Below are 18,381 nucleotides of genomic sequence, written 5' to 3'. Positions count from 1 at the left end.
CGGGAGCTTGACCAGACCTGCTCTTCGGGAAGAGACAGCAGGAGGACCACTCTCAATGACCGGGTTCTGGAACGACCGATCCCCTGCCGGTCGGTCGGTACGGCTGAGCTACATCGCCGCCGTCACTCCGAGCAGTCCCACCGAGCTCGTCCTGCTCGGCTTGTGTGGCCGCGTCATCGGCCGAGTACGTTTCCGTACCTGCCGAACGTGCCGGACAGGGCGCATCCTGGACATCTGGGTCTGCGACGCGTGGCAGCGACAAGGCATGGGGCGCGAACTCGTGTGTTCCCTGCTCGCCCGACGTCGCGGCTACCGGTGGAACACCACCCTGCAAAGCCGCCCCGGGCGGGCGTTCTTCACGGCGCTGATGCGGGAAACCACAGTGAGCCTGCATCACGGAAGCCCGTTATGCCCCCACCTGAGGGGCTGGTTCCGGCGGACCTGGCGCCGCCTGCTGCACACCTGCTGACGTCTTCGCTCAGCACGCCCGGTCCCTCCCAGCCCCCGCCGAATCGCCTTTCGCTGTCCGGCCATCCGGAGGAGCTGGCTCCCTCGCCACGGTCTGCGGCCACGGCGTAGGCGGATTGCTGACAGCACCCGGCACTCGGACCGCGGTGAACACTGCCGGGCCCTGGCAGTGCGACCGCCCTGGCTGTGCGCGCAGGATGAGTGTGGGGAGCTTAGGCAGTGGTCCCCGGTGCCGGCACCGTCCCGGCCCGCGCTGCACCGGGGCCAAGGCCGCCTCCCCACGCAGCAGGCTGGAGGCGAGCCGCCGGTACTCGCGAAGGGGTGTCGGGCGATGGCAAGGGCACCGTGTGCCAGGGTTCGATGCTGGCGGTGGCGGCGAAATCCGCTCCGCCGGCGCAGCGATGTCGTCGAAGCCTGGGTCATCCTCGCCGGATGGCTGCTGGCCCTGGTGGGCGGCCTGCTCGCGGGGCTCGCGGCGGCGGATGCGATCGAGCGGTCCGCCGACCGGCAGCGGGCGGAGCGCCGCACGGTGTCGGCCGTACTTGTCGAGGACGCCAAGGGCAAGGTGCCCGCCAGGACAGCGGGCGACCCCCGGGTGTGGGCGACGGTCCGCTGGACGGCCCCGGACGGCTCGACACTCACAGGCGAGGCCAGGGTGTCGGCCACCAGCCTCGCCGGCAACCGGGTCCCGGTCTGGATCGACCAGAGCGGTCACCTCACCGCCGAGCCCCTGACCGACGGGCAGGCACGCTCCCATGCGGCCGCTGGAGGGGTGCTGGTCGCGACATGGGCGGGCGGCATCGCCCTGGCCGCTGTCTCCGTCGCACGCTTCCACTTGCGTCAGCGGCGTATGGAGCAGTGGGCCGTGGAGTGGGAGCGGATCGACACGCGGTGGGGCAGGAAAACCGGCTGACCGGATCGGTTGATCAGCCAGACGGAGCAGCCTGACGAGGCCCGCCCGGCCAACCGGTCGGCCAGGATCACCACGGCTGCCGGCTGATGCCCCCAGCATGATCGACTGTCTGTGCTCGCACTGCCCGCCGGTAGAACCCCTCGCCCAGGTGTGACCCGGCTACGAGCCCTCCCGCAAATACGAGGACCTCTCCCTGCGCGACGGACGCGAGAAAACTGGCGTCCTCGGCAGCCAGGTCGCTCCACCGCAGCAGCGGACCGGTCAGCCCGCCGAACCAGATCACCAGCAGTGCGACGCCCCGGACGCGGATGCACCACGGGCTCGTACGGCTGCGGACTCGTTTCGGCGCCCACCCCCGCAGCGAGGCAATGGCCACAGGCAGCGCGAAGGCCGACCAGCCGATCAGCCAGAGCCACAGAAACACCCTCGTACCTCCGTAGACAAGCCGCCCGAGCGGCCGAAAGCCCGCGCTCTCGCCCCTGTGCGATGCCAGACAGCGAAAGCGCCTTCACGGACGAGCCCGGGCGGTGCCGGCACCGCCCGGGCTCGCTCCTCTGACCGATGTGGACGTCAGCCGGTGATCTCGACCTTCCCGTTGACCTCGGTGGACGCCGTCGTCGCCGGCTGTGCACCGCCGACCCGGCCGGTGATGCCCTTCAGCAGCTCGGCGAGGTCGACACCGGTGGTGGAACCCAGCAGTTCGAGGCCCTGGGCCACGTTGTCGGCGACCGTGCGCGAGAGCTGGCTGGCGCCGTCGGTGGAGATCACCGTCATCTTGTCGATCGCGCTGAGCGGCTCGGACGCCTTGGCGACGACCTGCGGCAGCACCTCCACCAGCATCTGCAGCACGGCGGCATCGCCGTACTGGGCGAAGGCGTCGGCCTTCTTGCGCATTGCCTCGGCTTCGGCGGAGCCCTTCGCGCCGATCGCGGCGGCCTCGGCCTCGCCCTCGATACGGACCGCGTCGGCGAGTGCGGCGCGGTGCGCCTTCTCGCCCTCACCGGTCAGCCGGGACCGCTGGGCGTCCGCCTCGGCCTCCTTGACCAGGGCGATACGGCGGGCCTCGGCCTCCTGCTCGGCCTGGTAGCGGGCGGCGTCGGCGGGCTTGCGGACCTTGGTGTCCAGCTCACGGTCGGTCAGCGCGGCCTGCCGCTCGGCCACCTTCTCCTGCTCGGCCAGGACCTCCTGCGACCGGGCGGCCTCGGCGAGCGGTCCGGCTGCGGCGGCGCGGGCGGCTGCCTCGTCGGTCTCGGCCTTGATCTCCGCGGTCTTGAGGGCGAAGGTCCGCTGGGCGATGGCTATTTCCTCTTCGGCCTTCAGCCGGGCCTGCTCGGCGGCGCGTCGGGCCACGGCCTCGGCGATGTCGGCCTCCTGCTTGGCACGCGCGGCCTCCGGACGGCCCAGGTCCTCGAGATAGGAGCCCTCGGTGGTGATGTCCTGGATCTGGAAGGCGTCCAGCACCAGGCCCTGCCCGGAGAGGCTGGCCTCCGCCTCCTCGGCGACCTGACCGGCGAACGCGGCCCGGTCACGGATGATGTCCTCCACCGACATCCGCCCCACGATGGAACGCAGCGCACCGGACAGCACCTCTTGCGTGAAGCCGACGATGCCGTCCTGCTGCATCAGGAACCGCTGTGCGGCGGCCCGGATCGAGTCCTCGGTACCGCCGACCTTGACGATGGCGACGCCTTCGAGATTCGCCTTCACTCCCCTCAGCGTGACCGCGCCGCGCACCGAGATCGGGATGTGCCGGCTGGACAGGTCGAGGGCGAACTTCTGCTGCACGAACGGCACGACGAACACGCCGCCGCCGACCACGACCTTCTGCCCGCTGTTGTCGGTGAACACCCGCCCGGTCTCCGGGTCGGTGGCCTGCTTGCCGCGCCGGCCGGTGACGATGAACGCCTCGCTCGGCCCGGCCACCTTGTAACGGGTGACCACGACGAGGCCGAGCAGCACAAGGAGTACGACGACTCCTATCACGGCGATGACTACTGGACTCATGATGTCTTTCCCCTCAGCCCTCCCAGGGGACGGCAGATCGATACGAGTTCATGTGGATGAAAGGGCGGCGCCGATGCAGCGGCGCCCGATGTGCGGAGCGGCGCGGCAGATCAGCGTTCGACCGGACGTACGGAGACCGCTGTCTGCGACAGCGTCTCCTCCACCCAGATCTCGGCGCCTCGCGGCACCGGACTCGGACTCTTCGCCGCGAGCTTCACCGGTTGCCCGGCCCGGTGGACCAGTACCTCGCCGTAGCCGTCGGCCGGAATGGCCGTCACCACGGAGCCCGCGGCGCCGATCAGGTCGTCATGGCGCGGGGCAGCGCCGGAGCTGTCGTTCAGCAATGTGCGGCTGAGGCGATAGGAGAGCCAGCCCGTGGCGGCTCCGGCGGGCACTCCGACCGCGGTGGCGCCGACCGCGCCAAGCCCGGTGGTGCCCATGACGATCGCACCGGAGAAGCCGAGCATGGACACGAATCCGGCGATGACCGGAAGCGACAGCCAGCCGTCGAAGAGACCGTCAAGCGCGTCGACGCCGCCGAAGAGGCCCTCAAGGACACCGTCGAAGACGAGGGACAGAACCAGGAGTACGACTCCTGCGATGCCGAGACCCAGAAACCAGGTCATCCGCGTTCACCGCCTCTCGCCCACTGTCACCGCGCCGGTGGCCAATACTCACACGTAGACGCGACGAAAACACTGCCTGGTTCCGGCAATCTTTACGCTCCCTTGATGCCGGTCTCCGCACAGCTCGGCCGGAGTGCGGCGGGCGCCGGGGGCAGCCGAGCTGGGAGCAGCTCTACGGTGTGGCGGGGTCGGCCGGTCGGGGGTGGCGGCCGAGGAGTTCGGCGAGCCCCTGCCGGGTGGTCGCCAGCACGACGCGGTCCTCGGGCCGCAGGACGTATCCGGGGTGCAGCTCCCAGACCAGCCCGGGAGGCCGGTTGTCACCGTCGGCCGGATGGGCCGACGCCAGGTCGGGGCGGCGGTCGGCAGGGGAGGCCGCGTCCAGGGCCAGAACCCGCCAGGCCCCGGGGTGGAAGGCTTCAGCGACCGTGCGGCCCTCCAGGTGCGGGTGCCCGGCGACGACGAGGGCTGCGAAGAGGAGCACCTTGCGCTCGACAGGGATGGCGCCGAGTATCTGGCGGCCCATCATCGCGCCGGCGAACGCGGGGGCCGCGAGGCTGGAGACGCTGCGGCTGCGGGTGAGAGCGTGCGGGTGGGCGGCGCGCAGGGTGCGGTAGACGGCGGTGGCGAAGTCGTCGTCGTACAGCCGCAGTGCGACACGCAGGTCTGGCTTGACGGAGCGGGCATACAGGGCGGCTTCGAGGTTGGTGGTGTCGGAGCTGGTCAGGGCGAGCAGGGCGTGCGCACGGTGGATCTTGGCGGACTCCAGGACGCCTTCCTCGGTGACATCCCCGATCACGGTGGGGACCCGCAGGCGGCGGGCCAGCGGGATGCCGCGCGCCTCGGGATCCGACTCCACACAGACGACGGGGATGTCGAGCTCCTTCAGCCGCGCCAGCACACGGGTCCCGATCTTGCCGAGGCCGAGCAGCACGACATGCCCGGACAGTCCGCGCGGCGGGCGGCGCAGGGCAGAGGCGTTGCGGAAGGTACCCAGCCCCTCCAGCACGGCAGCCGTCAGCACCGGCAACAGCAACAACCCGGCAAGTCCGGAGAGGAGTTGGATGATCTGACGGCCCAGCGGCTCGCCCAGCGCCGGATCGTCGATGGCGAACAGGTCGAGCAGAGTGAGGTAAGTGGCGTGCACCAGGTCGTCGCCGGTGGTCAGCCAGGAGGCGACGGCGAGGCCGAGAACACAGGCGAGCAGACCGAACAGTGACCAGCGCAGTCGGCGCTGGAACAACTGTCCGAGCGAGGCGCCCCGGCCCGCCAGCCGGCCGGCGGGCAGTACCGGTCCGCTGTACGAGACCGCTTCCAGCACCACCGTGCCGCGCCCGGTGGCCCCGGTCACCGCCTCCTCGTCCGGCAGGAGTTGAGGCGCCTCCGTGCCACTGCGGTCCGAACCCTCCGCCCCCGCAGGGTCGTTGGCGGTCGCCGACAGCAGCGCCAAGGTGCACAGGCCGGGGTCGGCGCCCTCGCCGCGGCGCGGCGGAATACGCTCCACCGCCCGTAACAGCAGCCCGTCCGCCTGAACCACCTTGCTGGTGCCCGCGACGGCGGTGGCCGCCAGCGCCGGCGCGGCGGTGTCCGCGTCGGACAGGACGGTGGTGGAGGTGTCCAGGGCCACCGGGTCGAGCCCCGGGGAGGCGACGATGGCGGCCTGGTCCAGGAGCTCCTCCAACTGCTGACCGAGCTTGCGGTTGTAGAGCCGGATCACCAGCCGCACCTGCGGGTTGAGGCGGCGGGCGATCAGTGCCGTGCGGATGTTCACCTCGTCGTCCTCGTGCACCAGAGCGACCGCTGTGGCCCGAGCCACACCGGCCCTCGCCAGCACCTCGTCGGTGAGTTCCCTCGCCTCCAGCCTCTGCTCATCATCGGCGGCGTCCGGCGCTGCACCCGGAGTCCCCGTCATCGCCGAGGACACCCGCCCGAAGAGCGCCGTGGCCCGTTCCCGGCCGGTGGGCGACGTACCCGGAGCGACACCCCTGTAAGTGGGAGCGACGAGCGTGACCTGCTCGCGGTACACCTCGCGCAGCTCGTAGGACAGCCGGTGAGCCAGCCCGTCATCACCACAGACGATCATGTGCCCGCTGCGAGGCTGCATCTGACGCGGGAGGGAGGACATGAAAGATCACTTTGCCGCAGTCCGGCAGCAGTTTCCATGCCTGCGTTCCAGCGAAAAAGGAATGGGGGAACAGCGCACTCACACGGATTGCTCCGCCGCCCGGCACACCGGACAGGTCATCTGTCGGGCCGCCCGGTCATGCGTCATCTTGCCCGGGCTGGCGGGCCCGCGCAGCACCTTGCTCTCGGACCGTACGTGATCGGCACACACAGCCGCTCCGCACACCCTGCACACAGCGACTCCAGCCACCGTACGGCCTTGCTGAGCACACTCGTAACAGTTCATGACCAGCGCCCTTCGGCCGAAAGCCCGCCAATGACACGTCCTCCGACTACGCTTCCCAGGTCTCCTCAAAGCCGCAGCCCAAACACCTCACCGAACACCTCGGCCCGATGACATGTGCGGCACGATGCGCCAGCAGATCCACCGCCAGCGACACCACTACCGTCGCGGCGAACACCACCCAAAGCCAGAGCGGGACCTCCAGCACGCCGGTCACCCTCTTCGTGGCCTACACCGACACAGGCCCTCCATTTCTGAGGGTTGTGGCATCTCACTGCAGAGGGCGACCCAGAGGCGGCGCCGTCCGCCCGGTCACCGAACCGGGGCACCTGGGTCAGTGGATGCGCAGCGGCGCCCCCAGCGCACGGCCCATCCTTGCTGCTCATCGCCGACCGCGCCCGGTGCCGCCCGCTCCGTCCGTTCCCTCTTGCCGCGGGGGCCTGGCAGTCCGCGCCCGGTCGAGCCGGGCCACCACCGGCCCCGCCGTGACACCGTGCAGCACGACCGAAGCCAGTACGGTGAAGGTCACCACCGCCCACAGTTCCCGCTCCGGCACAGGAAAGTCGTGCTGTCCCAGCGCGTAGGCGAGGTAGTACAACGAACCGATGCCCCGAATGCCGTAGGCCGCGACCACCCAGCGCTCCTGGCCCCGCAGGCGGCCCCCGAGCAGCCCTGCCCACCCGGACAGCGGCCGGATCACCACCAGCACTACCAACGCGGTGACGGCACCCTGCCAGGTCAGAGAGGCGAGGCCGCCCAGCGCGGTGAAGGCCCCGAGCAAAAACAGCACCGCTGCGGTCAACAGGCGCTCGATCTGCTCCACGAAGTCGTGCAGGACGTTGTGGAATCCGTGAGCACGCTCGGCCGCCCGGATCGCGCACGCGGTGGTGAACACGGCGAGGAAGCCGTAGCCCCCCAGCAGCTCGGTCACCCCGTACGACAGGAACGTGGCGCCCAGCGCGACGAAACCCTCGCGGTGTTCGGACAGCCGCAGAACGGGCGATCGGGTCTGGAAGAACAGCCAGCCCAGCAGCCGGCCGACCAGCAACCCGCACAGCACACCGACCGTGCACCTGAACGCGACGTCCTCCAGCACCCACGCGCCGACCCAGGCGGCTGACCAGCCGCTGCCCGCGGCGGCGGCCAGCGCCACAGCCGCGTACGTCAGCGGGAAGGCGAGCCCGTCGTTGAGGCCGGCCTCGCTGGTGAGGGCGAACCGCACCTCGTCCTCATCGTGGGGGTCCTCGGTGGGCTCCCCCACCCGCACCTCCGAGGCGAGCACCGGATCGGTCGGCGCCAGCACCGCGGCCAGCAGCAGCGCGGCGGCCGGTGGCCAGTCCAGCAGCCACCACGCCACGAGAGCGGTGACCACGACGGTCAACGGCATCGTGACGCCCAGCAACCTCCAGGTCGTGGCCCAGCGACGTCGGCCGACGGGGCGGTTGAGCGCCAGTCCTGCGCCCATCAGCGCGATGATCACGCATAGCTCGGTGACGTGCTCCGCCAGCAGCCGGTCGTCCACCGGATCGATCACAGGCAGCGGCAGGGGCAGCAGGTACACGCCGATGCCGGCCACCAGGAACACCAGCGGCAGCGACAATGGCCGTCCAGCCACCACCCGGGGCAGCACCGCCGCCAGCAGCGCTCCCACACCCACCCACGCGAACACCGCATCGGCGATCGTCACTACGTTGCGCCGTCCTTCCGCCATGTCACCGAACGAACCCGTGCGCATCGCACGGAACCGTGGCCGGCTTCGCTCTTGATCCCACGCCTGCAGGAGGCCGACGCGACACCGGCGCCGTCCCGCGTACCCGGCGCCGTCCCGCGTACCCAACTCGGCAGCACAGCGCTACGGAACGGCTCACGCATACATAACGCTGCATTTCCAGGCGCCCCGCTACTGGGGCGCCGCCCCTGGCCGTCTGCCCCCGCGCCGCCGCGGCCCGGCCATCACTGGCTCTCCGGCCTGCGGAGTCCGTGGCGCTGGACGATCCGGAAGATGTCCCGCGCGGTGATGATCCCGACCACGTGCGGGCCGTCGGTGACAAGGATGGGCAGGCCGCTGCTTGGGCGGAGCTTGTCGAGCACGTTCTGCAGAAGGTCATCCGGCGCACAGGTCGTGCACCGCGGCAGCGGGACCGCCACGTCACGCGCGCGCAGTGTCTGCCGCTGCTCGCCGAGGATCCGAGCGAGCCGGGGAAGCTGCAGGAGGCCGCTGGGGCGTCCTTCGAAGTCGGTCAGGACGAGGGTCGAGTGGTGGGTCCGCAGGGCCACGTCCTCGACGCAGCGCTCCACGGTGAACCATTCCGGGCAGGTCTCCACGGGACTGGACATGGCATCGGCCGCTCTCACTCCGCGCAGGGCCGGGGCCAGCCGTGCACGCCGGCGTTCGGCGCCGGCGACGACCACGAGGAAGAAGCCGATGACCGCCAGCCACAGACCGCCGAAGACGCCACGGAGAACGGAGATCCATCCCAGAACGATCAGCAGGATGCCGAGGACCTGCCCGCCGCGTGCGGCCGTCCCTTCAGCCCGGTCGCGGTCCCCGGTACGCCACCACACCAGTGCCTGCACCACCCGCCCTCCGTCGAGCGGCGCGGCCGGCAGCAGGTTGAACACGGCCAGGACGCCGTTCACCCATCCGAGCCACACCAGGACGGCCGCGGGTACCGCCCAGCCGGATGCCGCGTCCAGCCCGATGCCCGCGCCGAACGCCGCCGCACCGACGACCAGGCTGGTAAGCGGCCCGCTCACAGCCACCAGGAAGACTGCGCGTGCGGCGCCCGGCCTGCCCATCTCGGTCATCCCGCCCAGCGCCCAGAGCGTGATGCTCTGGACCTCGATGCCCTTCCTCCGGGCCGTGACGGCGTGGGCGGCCTCGTGGGCCAGCAGGCTCCCCAGAAGCAGCAGGGCTCCGGCCAGGCCGGCGACCGTGTAGACGGCGTTCGACTGTTCCGGGACCGCGGCGGGGAGCGTCCGGCTGCCCAGGCTGTACCCGAAGAGCATCACCAGCAGGGGCACGGTCCAGTGGATGCGCAGCGCTACCCCGAGGACTCGTCCCATTTGTACCGAGCCGTTCATCGCGATCTCCTGCGGACTGAAGCCGACGGTCCGTGCCCGAGCCGACAGGCCGGGGCGTTCACCGGACCGGGCCGGCAGGGCGTCCACCCACTGACAGTCTCGCTCACGGCGGCGACTGCAGAAGGGCACGGCTTTCCCGGGCACGACGGCACGTCGCCGTTCACGATCGAGCAGGGCCCCAGGTCGCAGCCCTCCCCGTCAGCGCTCGGAATGGCGCCGGGACCGGGTGCCTGTGACTCTCGTGCTGCCGGGTTAAGGCCGACTGCAACTGAGCGGCGTGACCACGGCCCCTGCTGCGCGGGCGGGGGTGGGGTGTCGAGCCCCGCTTGATGCGCCGGGCGGGTGCGGTCAGCCGATCCCGCCCAGCGCCGCCCGCGCTGTGACATACCCGCAGATGCCCAGCACCAGGCCGAGGAGCGCGAGCACGGTGTGCACGGCGGTCTGGCCGGGCCGGTCGCCGTCGAGAGGGGCGCGCGCCGCTCGACTCACCTTTGGGGGCGGCAGGCTCCCGTCTCCCGGGTGCTGTTCCAGCGTCCTGCGCAGCGCGCGCTTTCCGGCATCGGCGGTGATGCCGAGCCACACACCGTCGGCGTCACGGACGAGAAGCGTCCGGTAGACGGACCCGTACGAGAAGGACGTCAGCAGCCGAACACGGTCGAGACGGGCCAGGTCGACGGAGCGCATGCCGGTCAGCGTCCGTGCGGTGATCCTGCGCATCGAGTGACGGGCCGGCGTGGACTCCTCGACCAGCATTCCGTACAGCACGAAGGCGAGCGTGCCGGTCAGCAGCCCGAGGGGTGTGCCCGCCTCGCGCGCTCCGGGCAGGGCGCCGACGGTGAAGGGCAGCACGAGCAGCGCCCCGAGCAGGCAGACGCCTGTGCGCGCCCGACGGCGGGTGGTGCCCGCGTCGGGCAGCTCCGCAGGCAGGGGCGCCGGACGGGCGCGCACCACCTCACACCTCCCCGGGGGCGGCGGTCGGGCGGGCCGCGTGCCGGGCGGCCGGGTTGGCCACCAGGTACCGCGGGTCGGCGGCGCGGTTGATCGCCGTCTCCACGGCCGCGACGCGGTCGGCGAGCAGGCCCAGGGCGGCGATGGCTCGGGTGAGGGGGTCGTTGTCCGGGCCGCCCAGGGTCTGGGTGCGCACGTACGCCGCCTTCAGTTCGGCCCAGCGCGCAAGCTGTTCGGGCGACAGCGTGCCACGCAGCTCGCCCAGTTTCAGCAGGTTGGCCTCGGCGCCGGTGGTCAGGGTCTGGGCCTCGGCCCGGTAGTGGTCGTCGATCAGTGCCGCCAGCTCGGTGTCGTTCATGACCGGCTGGATGCGCTGGGCGATCTTGTTCATGTTGCGGTAGGAGCCCTGGAGCTGGAAGGGCGGTTCGGTGCGGGTGGTGTCGGACTGGGCGGCCGAGGCGATGTAGGCGGCGTTCACCGCCAGAACCGTCTCGCGGGCCGCGAGCAGGTGCCGCAGGACGGCCTGGATCCGCTCCAGCTCCGCGGGAGCGTACGGGTGGGCGAGCCGGTCGGCACGGGCCGTCGGGTCGCCCTCCACGAGACGGATCAGCAGATCGACGTCGGCGCGGTCACGCCCGCCGAGCGGCGCCAGGACCGGGTTGGCGGTCAGCGCGTTCTCGATGAAGCTGAGCGCGAAGGCGTCCTGCTTGCCGGTCAGGACGTCGCCCAGGTTCCAGACGTCTGCGCGGTTGGCGAGCATGTCGGGGACGCGAAAGAGGCTGCCGGACTCGGTGTAGGGGTTGCCGGCCATGCAGACGGCGAAGCGCTTGCCGCGCAGGTCGTACGTGCGTGGCTCGCCGTCCCGTACGCCCTCGATGCGGCGCGTGGCGTCGCACAGCGGGATGAACTTCTGCAGCAGTTCGGGGGAGGTGTGCTGGATGTCGTCCAGGTACAGGAGGGTGTTGTTGCCCGCCTCCAGCGCGAAGTTGATCTTCTCGACCTCCTGGCGGGCGGTCACGTTCGGGGCCTCGGCCGGGTCGAGCGAGGTCACGCCGTGGCCGAGCGCGGGTCCGTTGACCTTCACCAGGATGAGGCCAAGGCGGTCGGCGACGTACTCCATGAGCGTCGTCTTGCCGTAGCCGGGCGGGGAGATGAGCAGCAGCAGACCGCCGGTGTCGGTGCGCTTGGACTCACCCGTGGTACCGAGCTGCTTCGCGAGGCTGTCGCCGACCAGCGGCAGGTACACCTCGTCGATGAGCCTGCCCCGTACGAACGCGGACATCACCCGCGGCCGGTACTCGTCCAGGCGGATGCGCGATCGTTCGGCGGCCACCAGTGACGTGCGGCAGCGCTGGTAGGCGCGGTGTGCGGGGACTTCGTGGGCCCGGAACGCCTTTGTGCGGGCGAGGAGTTCGTCGACGCGGACGGTGAGGGTGCGGTCGTGGATGCGCGGGTGGGTGCCGAGCAGGCCCTCGACGGTCTCGGTCACGGTGGCGGCGGACTCGTAGCGGTCGAGCTCGGGGCAGAGCTCGACGGTCACCGCCTCGGCCAGGTCGCCGGGGGCGATGTCCGTGCCGGTGGCCGCGGTGTACGACGTCAGCCACGCCTCGACCAGCTGCTTGCGGGCAGCCAGGTCACCGAGTGCGGCAAGGTCGTCGTCGTAGGGCGACGTGCCCACCGTACGGCGGAACTTGTCGAGCAGCGTGCGGGCGCCGGCGCTGATGACGAAGCCGTCGGGGCCGCTCGTCAGCTCCTCGAAGAGGTAGGCTGCCGCCGCTTCCGTGCCGATCGCCTCCGCCAGCTCGGCCCGCAGGTCGGCGATCGCCGGCGCGAGCCCGAACGTGTCCCGGGCCCGCGCCAGCGATACCGCACGCCGGGTCCAGCTCTCGCGCTCCTCGGCTGTCGTGACGTGCGCCCAGAACAGTTGGGCGGCTGCGCGGGCCGCGGGCTCGTGGCGGAGCGGGCCAGCGTCCTCATGCAGGCGCAGAAGCGCGGCGAGGATCAGGCTCGCGTCGTGGTCGTGGACACCGCGCTGGTATCCCTCGTCGTACGCCGCCTCCGCCGCCTGCCGGACCAGGGCGGGCAGGTCGGCTGCCGCGAGCGGCCCCGGGCCGTGCTCGTCCAACAGTCGGGCGGCGAGGTGCTCGGCGCGGTAGACCTCGGGCGACTCCGAGGGAAGCGGGCGGTCCCAGTACGGGCGGGTCGCGGCGAAGTCGGGGGCGGCGACCGGGGAGCGGTAGTCGGTGCCGGTCAGCGCGAAGGCCAGGCCCTCGCCGTGCGGGACGAGGGTGAGGTCGAGCGGCTGGGTGTTCACCGCGAAGCGGTGGGTGCCCAGGCGGATCGTGCGGCCGTCGTCGACGTACAGGTCGGTGCGGTCACGCAGGGCGCGCAACGCCCCTTGGCGGGCCGACTTCAGGCGGCCGTCCAGTTCCTCCGCCTTGACCTGGTCGCCGAGTTCGCGCAGCTCGGCGGCGATGCGGCGGACTTTGGCGGGCATCGGGTCGGAGGTGAAGTACGTGGCGATGGCGTCTGCGTCAAGGAGCGTGGCGGCGCGGCGGGTGACCGTCTGCAGGACGCGGTTCGCGGAGTCGGCCAGGCGTTCGGCGCGGCGGGCGCGGGCATCGGCGAGGGTCTGTTTGCGGGCGGAGAACGTCTCGTGGATCTCGTCGCGCTTGTCCGCCAGCTCGCCGAGGAAGTCGTCGTACTCGGCGAACCGGGACTCCAGGTTCTCCACCTGCACCAGCATGCGGGCGAGTTGCTCATCGCCCGCCTCGGGGCTGTCGGCGGCCGCGAGCGCACCGATGACGGCCTGGCCGAGCAGCGCGAACTCGGCGGCGAACTCGGCCCGTCCCTCCCGGTCGATCAGCGCGCGGCGGCGGCCGTCGAGCGTGGCGCGGGCACGGTTGGCGCCACCGAGGACCTCGGCGATCCGCTCCAGGATGGAGGTGCGGACGGTGGCGTCGCCGATGTCGAGTCCGGCGACGACCTCGGTCACCGTGCGCAGCCCTTCGACGAGTTCGTCAAGGCAGGCGGCGACGGGCGCGGCCTCGGCGACGGTGGTGATCGCCTCGGCGTCGGCGACGAGCTGCTCTATCTCCTCCTGGTGGCCGGCGAAGGCGTCCTCGCGGGCGAGGTGGGCGACGGCCCGCTGACCGAAGGAGGTGAGGTCGGCCTCGGCGTCGGCGGCGAGGTGGTCGATGCGGGCGGTGTCCGCGTACCGCATGTCCTTGAGGGTGAGCAGGTGGCCCTGGGCGTGCCGCAGTTCGGTCAGGCCGGTCACCCAGGCGGCGGCGCTGCGCGGGGCTTCGCCGCGCAGGCGTCGTACGACTTGGGCGACGCGTGTGGCGGCTTCGGCGAGCGCGTCGGTGGCCTGCCGGGTGAGCGCCTGTACGGTCTCGAACTCGGCCAGAACCGCTTCGGCGGTGGCCCGGATCTGCGTGAGCGGCGTGTGCAGGTCTCCGAGTTCGGGCTCGCTCAGCCAGTGGTAGGAGTCGCTGGCCCGCACGCACGCGGCGGTCAGTGCCTCGTAGACCCCGCTCGTCGGGGTCGTCTCGGTGACAGCGCGCGTGAGGGACAGGCAGTCGGAGATGCCCCGTACGAGGTCGGCGTTGCCGACGCGAGCGAGCGGGCCGGTGCCGACGGGCTGGGCGGCGGCATGGGTGTCGGAGACGTACGGGGAGTTCCAGAGCTGGAGCAGATGGACACGCTGCGGTTCATCGCTGTCGGCACGCAACACCATCAAAGTGCCGTCGTCGAACAGCGCCCAGCCGTGGCAGGACAGCGGGGTGGCGACCTCCTTGCGGATCAGGTTGTACGGCAGCAACAGGCTGCGGCCCTCCACACGCGCGTGGAAGGCGAACAGCACGTCCTCGCCGTTCGGCGAACGGACCGCGCGCTCGAACTCCAGGTCCGCCATGTCCGAGGAGGCGGCGATGCCGTCGAAGGTCTTGTACGTCCCGGTGGCGAGGCAGTAGCCACCGGGGAAGACGATCCCCTGGTCCTCGGGCAGTGTCCGGCAGGCCCGGCCGACGCCGTCGAGGCGGACGACGCTCTTGGTGAGCGTGTTGAAGACCAGGTAGCGGTGAACGTCCTCCTTGTACGGCAGGACGTCCAGCAGGATGAGAGCGCCCACACGCGCGTACGTGATGTCGGCGTCGGCGAGGGACTGCAGCGGCTCGGCGACCGGCTCGGCGTAGATGCCCTCGCCTGTCTCGGTGTTGTCCTCGATCTTGACCGTGAGGGCGCCGCCGACAGTCTCTACGAAGACCTCGCCCTCGATGGAGACATGCGGGTGGCGGCCCAGAACGTGGTGCTCACGGGTCGTCTGTGTCCAGGCGAAGTCGTGGGAGGACGGGAAGACGTGGTCGCGCTCGCCCCGCGCGTCCAGGAAGGATGCCCGTCCGTCGTCGGTCACCGCCCAGCGCAGGACGCGGATGTCGCCGGCCTTCTCACCTGTCTGGAAGACGGCGAGCAACTTGCCGTCGATGCGGCGGAGTTGCAGGAGGTGGGCCTGGCGGTAGTAACGGTAGAGAGCGGCGAACTCGCGAACGAAGGCGGGGTCGTCGAGCAGGCCCGGCACGGCGTCCTCGGGCAGCCGGTTCAAGGCGCGGTCGTACAGCGCGAAGACATCGCCCACCGCCGTCTCCGCTTTGAGGCCGAGGAAGACGTTGTGGCCGAAGAGCAGGGTATCGCCGACGGAGACGACGTCGCGGGGTACGCAGTTGTGCTCGGTGCGCAGCCGCTCGGTACTCGTCAGCTCCAGCAGGGTGGAGCCGAACTCCTCGGTCCGGCGGGTGTTGAGCGCCTCGGCGCGCCGGGCGAGCTCCGCGGCCTGCGCAGTGAGCCGGTCGCGCAGCACCTCGTACGTGCCGGTGTCCAGACCGCTGGTCCCGGTGGTCATGGGGTCCCTCTCGGATGGTCGGAGAGAAGTCGAAAGAAACGTGGTCCGGAGCTGCCGTCCCCTGTGCGGCAGCTCCGGACCACGGGCCGGGGGGCTTCGCGGCGCGAATGGGGTCCTGGCGTGCCTGGAGCCGCGGCGGCGCGGGTCAGGCCCTGACGCTGCCGTTGAGCGCGGTCAGCGAGGTGTCGGCGAGGCCCAGCTCACCGGCCTTGTCCAGGAGCTGCTGGAACTGTCCTGCGTTCGCGCCGCCGTTGTTCATGAGCTTCATCAGCAGGGCGGAGACGGTCAGGTCCCGCACGTCGGCCGTGGACACCGAGCCCAGGACGCGGCCGAGGTCGTCGGTGAAGCTGGAGGTGCCGTCCAGCCAGGGCTTCGCCAGCGCCTGGGCGGTCTCGGAGTTCTGGACGAAGCCGTCGACGCCCTTGCCGAGCGCGATCGAGGACACCAGCCGGTCGAGGAAGACCGACTCTCCTCCGACAATGCTGATGTCGGCGTTCTCCAGCCCGGTGGCCAGCACCGTGGCCTGCGCCTCGGCGACCTGCCGCTGCACGTCCAGCCCGGCCAGCCGTACGTCCTTCTCGGCCGCCAGCCGCAGCCGGAACTCCTCGTGGCCCCGGGACGCCTCGTCCAGCGCGGCCATCGCCGCCGCCTTCTCCGTCAGCCCGGCCGCTTCCGCCTTCAGCTTCTCGCCGATGGCCTCCGCCTCCGCGAGCGCCTGCGCCCGGGCGCCCTCCGCCTCGGCCCGCATACGCGCCTCGGTCGCCCCGGCCTCCGCGCGGCCGGCCTTCTCGATGACCTCGGCCTCCTTGTCGCGGACCTGGACCGCGGCCAGCCCCTCGGCCGCAGCCTCCGCCTGGACGCCCTCGGCCAGGCGCAGCTTGGCCCGCGCGTCCAAGTCGGCGGTCTTCAACCGGGCCTCCGCCAGAGTCAGTTCCTCGGCGGCACGGTGCGTGGCGGCCTGCTCGGCGGCTTCGGCGGCCTTGATGTCCTTGACCAACTTCTCCTGCGCCTGAGCCTCGGCGCCGATGATCACGGTCTGCCGCTGCCGTTCCGCCTCCTCCACGGCCCGCAGCTTCTTGATGGACTCCTCCTGCTCGGCGACCGTACGGTCCACCGCGACCCGCTCACGGATGACCTCGGCGATCTCCCGCTTCTCCGCCTCGACCTCCTTCGACGCTGCGATCCGCGTCAGCTCGGTCTCCCGCTCCCGTGCGATGACTTCGAGGAGACGGTCCTTCTCGATCCGCTCGTTCTCAATGGCGATGACCCGCTCGCGGTTCTTGGCGGCGACCGCGACCTCGCGTGCCTGGTTCTCCCGCTGCACACCGAGCTGCTCCTCGGTGCGCAGGAACGCGCCCTGCGCCCGCAGCCGCTCCTCCTCCACCACCCGAGCCGTCTCGGCTTCTTCCCGGGCCCGTACGGTGTCGATCTCCCGGCGCTGCTTGATCTCGGCATCCGACTGGCGGCGCTCCAGCTCCAGGATCGCCTCGCGGGCGTCGACGTTCTGCCGGGTGATCTCCTTCTCCTCATGGCGCTGTGCCTCGTTGGTGCGCACATGCTCCACGGCCGTCAGCTCGGTGATCTTCCGGATGCCCTGCGCGTCGAGGACGTTCGCGGGGTCGAGCTGGGTGAGCGGCGTCTGCTCCAGGTAGTCGATCGCCGCGTCCTCCAGGTGATAGCCGTTGAGGTCGACGCCGATGACCTCGATGATCCGGTACCGCAGCTCCTCGCGCTTGGTGTACAGGTCCGTGAAGTCCAGCTGCTTACCCACGGTCTTCAGCGCCTCGGAGAACTTCGCGTGGAACAGCTCCTGCAGCGTGTCCCGGTCGCTCGCCCTCGCGGTACCGACGGCCTGGGCCACCTTGATGACGTCCTCGACGGTCTTGTTGACCTTCACGAAGAACGAGATCCGGATGTCCGCACGGATGTTGTCCTGGCAGATCAGGCCCTCCTTGCCGGCCCGGGTGATCTCGATGGTCTTCACCGAGATGTCCATCACCTCGGCCTTGTGCAGCACCGGCAGCACGACCTGCCCGGTGAAGGTCACATCGACTTTCCGCATCTTGGAGACGATCAGTGCCTTGCCCTGCTCCACCTTGCGGAACAGGCGGGCGACGACGAGTACGGCGAGCAGGCAGACGGCGACGAGCGCGCCGATGCCCACGATCATGGTGACCATGGCATACGTCCTTGAGGCGTAAGGGAGTTCTAACGTGAGGAAGAAGAGCCGGGGTGAGATCCGGCGGCGCTTCGGGTCAGGCGGCCCGGTCCCGCAGATGAAGCGCGGTGTCACGTGACGTCCCCGAGCGGGAGTCCTCGCTGTCGGCGTCTCGCCGTCCGATGACGTCGCCCGTGCGGGCCTCGCCCGGCACGGACGGCCCGGGTTCCTCGGGGAAGAGGCGGTGCAACGGCCGTACGAGCACGCGTGCCACCCGCCAGCCGAGCAGCGGGGCCGCGGTCAGTACGGCGATCCCGATCAGCGCGCGCATCGGTCCCGACAGGACGAGCGGATCCAGGAGAACGGTCGCGCAGAGGCTGCCGAGCCAGGCGGCAACCGTCACCAGTGAGAACCCGACGGAGACCGGGACCCCGCCCAGTCCCCAGACTTCGGCGTCCGCATCGTCGTCGAAGCTGCCGGGGTGGGCCGCACCCACCGCGACCAGCAGCCAGAAGCACACGACCACGCTCAGGGCGACGGTGAAGGGGAAAACCGGGTAAGTCGTGGCGGCCTCGAAGAACGTCCGCATTTCCGATCCCCCGATCGTCCCGATCCGTGACAGCCTCAGCGCACACTTCAGACCTTGGTGCCGGTCACCTGCCGGTGCCCGGCATCGAGGCCGATCCGTGTACTCCCCTCCCGACCAATCCTGCCTGGAGAAGACTCAGAGCACATTGCTGGCTTCCGGCAATCTTTGCCCGGTCCTCCATGCCGGTTCCCGCTAAGAGGACGTCTCATTTGGCTCGGTCGGTAGTCTGCGTTCGTGGACATCGTGGAGCGTCTGGTGCCGGATGAGTTGTGGGAGTTGTTCGAGCG

At 70.8% G+C, this 18,381-nt stretch carries 13 protein-coding genes and 1 pseudogene; 2 read left to right on the top strand and 12 right to left on the bottom strand.

The genetic code is table 11. The features are described from left to right. Positions 1–55: 55 nt before the first annotated feature. Together ACFU5F_RS32210 and ACFU5F_RS32205 are read left to right on the top strand one after the other, a co-directional pair. Complete coding sequence (locus ACFU5F_RS32210; RefSeq protein ID WP_383894902.1) at positions 56–469, top strand: GNAT family N-acetyltransferase; 414 nt, start codon at positions 56–58, stop codon at positions 467–469. A gap of 330 nt (positions 470–799) precedes the next feature. Beyond that, entirely contained in the window at positions 800–1,381 is a 582-nt protein-coding gene (locus ACFU5F_RS32205) for a hypothetical protein (protein WP_383894899.1), read from the top strand. A gap of 67 nt (positions 1,382–1,448) precedes the next feature. On the opposite strand, the gene ACFU5F_RS32200 is transcribed toward ACFU5F_RS32205, so the two are convergent. The 12 genes and pseudogenes from ACFU5F_RS32200 to ACFU5F_RS32145 all read right to left on the bottom strand — a co-directional run bounded on the left by ACFU5F_RS32200 (position 1,449) and on the right by ACFU5F_RS32145 (position 18,094). Beyond that, complete coding sequence (locus tag ACFU5F_RS32200; RefSeq protein WP_383894896.1) at positions 1,449–1,805, bottom strand: hypothetical protein; 357 nt, start codon at positions 1,803–1,805, stop codon at positions 1,449–1,451. Positions 1,806–1,951: 146 nt separating this feature from the next. Beyond that, a complete protein-coding gene (locus ACFU5F_RS32195) occupies positions 1,952–3,385 on the bottom strand; it encodes a flotillin family protein (protein ID WP_383894893.1) in 1,434 nt (477 codons plus the stop codon). A gap of 110 nt (positions 3,386–3,495) precedes the next feature. Continuing rightward, positions 3,496–4,011 (bottom strand): hypothetical protein, encoded by a 516-nt coding sequence (locus ACFU5F_RS32190; RefSeq protein WP_383894890.1) that lies wholly within the window; start codon positions 4,009–4,011, stop codon positions 3,496–3,498. 172 nt (positions 4,012–4,183) lie between these two features. Continuing rightward, on the bottom strand, positions 4,184–6,133 hold the full coding sequence (locus ACFU5F_RS32185) for an NAD-binding protein (protein ID WP_383894887.1): 1,950 nt from the start codon (positions 6,131–6,133) through the stop codon (positions 4,184–4,186). Between the two features lie 78 nt (positions 6,134–6,211). Next, positions 6,212–6,418: a DUF2180 family protein gene (locus tag ACFU5F_RS32180; RefSeq protein ID WP_383894885.1), complete on the bottom strand. Its 207-nt coding sequence runs from the start codon at positions 6,416–6,418 to the stop codon at positions 6,212–6,214. A gap of 103 nt (positions 6,419–6,521) precedes the next feature. After that, positions 6,522–6,623: pseudogene (locus ACFU5F_RS32175) on the bottom strand (TerC family protein); the annotation flags it as partial. 174 nt (positions 6,624–6,797) lie between these two features. Next, positions 6,798–8,102: a cation:proton antiporter gene (locus ACFU5F_RS32170; RefSeq protein WP_383894882.1), complete on the bottom strand. Its 1,305-nt coding sequence runs from the start codon at positions 8,100–8,102 to the stop codon at positions 6,798–6,800. Between the two features lie 266 nt (positions 8,103–8,368). Then, positions 8,369–9,499, bottom strand: a complete 1,131-nt coding sequence (locus ACFU5F_RS32165; RefSeq protein ID WP_383894976.1) for a site-2 protease family protein — start codon at positions 9,497–9,499, stop codon at positions 8,369–8,371. Positions 9,500–9,847: 348 nt separating this feature from the next. Further along, a complete protein-coding gene (locus ACFU5F_RS32160) occupies positions 9,848–10,447 on the bottom strand; it encodes a hypothetical protein (protein ID WP_383894881.1) in 600 nt (199 codons plus the stop codon). Between the two features lie 4 nt (positions 10,448–10,451). Then, entirely contained in the window at positions 10,452–15,347 is a 4,896-nt protein-coding gene (locus tag ACFU5F_RS32155; RefSeq protein ID WP_383894878.1) for a DNA repair ATPase, read from the bottom strand. Between the two features lie 145 nt (positions 15,348–15,492). Then, entirely contained in the window at positions 15,493–17,526 is a 2,034-nt protein-coding gene (locus ACFU5F_RS32150) for a flotillin family protein (RefSeq protein ID WP_383894876.1), read from the bottom strand. 76 nt (positions 17,527–17,602) lie between these two features. Next, the gene (locus ACFU5F_RS32145; RefSeq protein ID WP_383894873.1) at positions 17,603–18,094 is read right to left on the bottom strand and encodes a hypothetical protein; all 492 of its coding nucleotides are present in this window, start codon (positions 18,092–18,094) and stop codon (positions 17,603–17,605) included. Positions 18,095–18,381 lie beyond the last annotated feature (287 nt).

Source organism: Streptomyces sp. NPDC057438, from assembly GCF_042802995.1.
Lineage (GTDB): Bacteria > Actinomycetota > Actinomycetes > Streptomycetales > Streptomycetaceae > Streptomyces.
The sequence above is the reverse complement of the archived record's forward strand: the minus strand, read 5'-3'. Positions and strand labels throughout refer to the sequence as shown.

What these genes read in the sequence shown, in the direction of transcription:
- ACFU5F_RS32185 (WP_383894887.1), bottom strand. Translation starts at nt 6,133, where the DNA reads ATGTCCTCCCTCCCGCGTCAGATGCAGCCTCGCAGCGGGCACATGATC.
- ACFU5F_RS32145 (WP_383894873.1), bottom strand. Translation starts at nt 18,094, where the DNA reads ATGCGGACGTTCTTCGAGGCCGCCACGACTTACCCGGTTTTCCCCTTC.
- ACFU5F_RS32165 (WP_383894976.1), bottom strand. Translation starts at nt 9,499, where the DNA reads ATGAACGGCTCGGTACAAATGGGACGAGTCCTCGGGGTAGCGCTGCGC.
- ACFU5F_RS32180 (WP_383894885.1), bottom strand. Translation starts at nt 6,418, where the DNA reads ATGAACTGTTACGAGTGTGCTCAGCAAGGCCGTACGGTGGCTGGAGTC.
- ACFU5F_RS32210 (WP_383894902.1), top strand. Translation starts at nt 56, where the DNA reads ATGACCGGGTTCTGGAACGACCGATCCCCTGCCGGTCGGTCGGTACGG.
- ACFU5F_RS32190 (WP_383894890.1), bottom strand. Translation starts at nt 4,011, where the DNA reads ATGACCTGGTTTCTGGGTCTCGGCATCGCAGGAGTCGTACTCCTGGTT.
- ACFU5F_RS32155 (WP_383894878.1), bottom strand. Translation starts at nt 15,347, where the DNA reads ATGACCACCGGGACCAGCGGTCTGGACACCGGCACGTACGAGGTGCTG.
- ACFU5F_RS32205 (WP_383894899.1), top strand. Translation starts at nt 800, where the DNA reads ATGGCAAGGGCACCGTGTGCCAGGGTTCGATGCTGGCGGTGGCGGCGA.
- ACFU5F_RS32195 (WP_383894893.1), bottom strand. Translation starts at nt 3,385, where the DNA reads ATGAGTCCAGTAGTCATCGCCGTGATAGGAGTCGTCGTACTCCTTGTG.
- ACFU5F_RS32150 (WP_383894876.1), bottom strand. Translation starts at nt 17,526, where the DNA reads ATGGTCACCATGATCGTGGGCATCGGCGCGCTCGTCGCCGTCTGCCTG.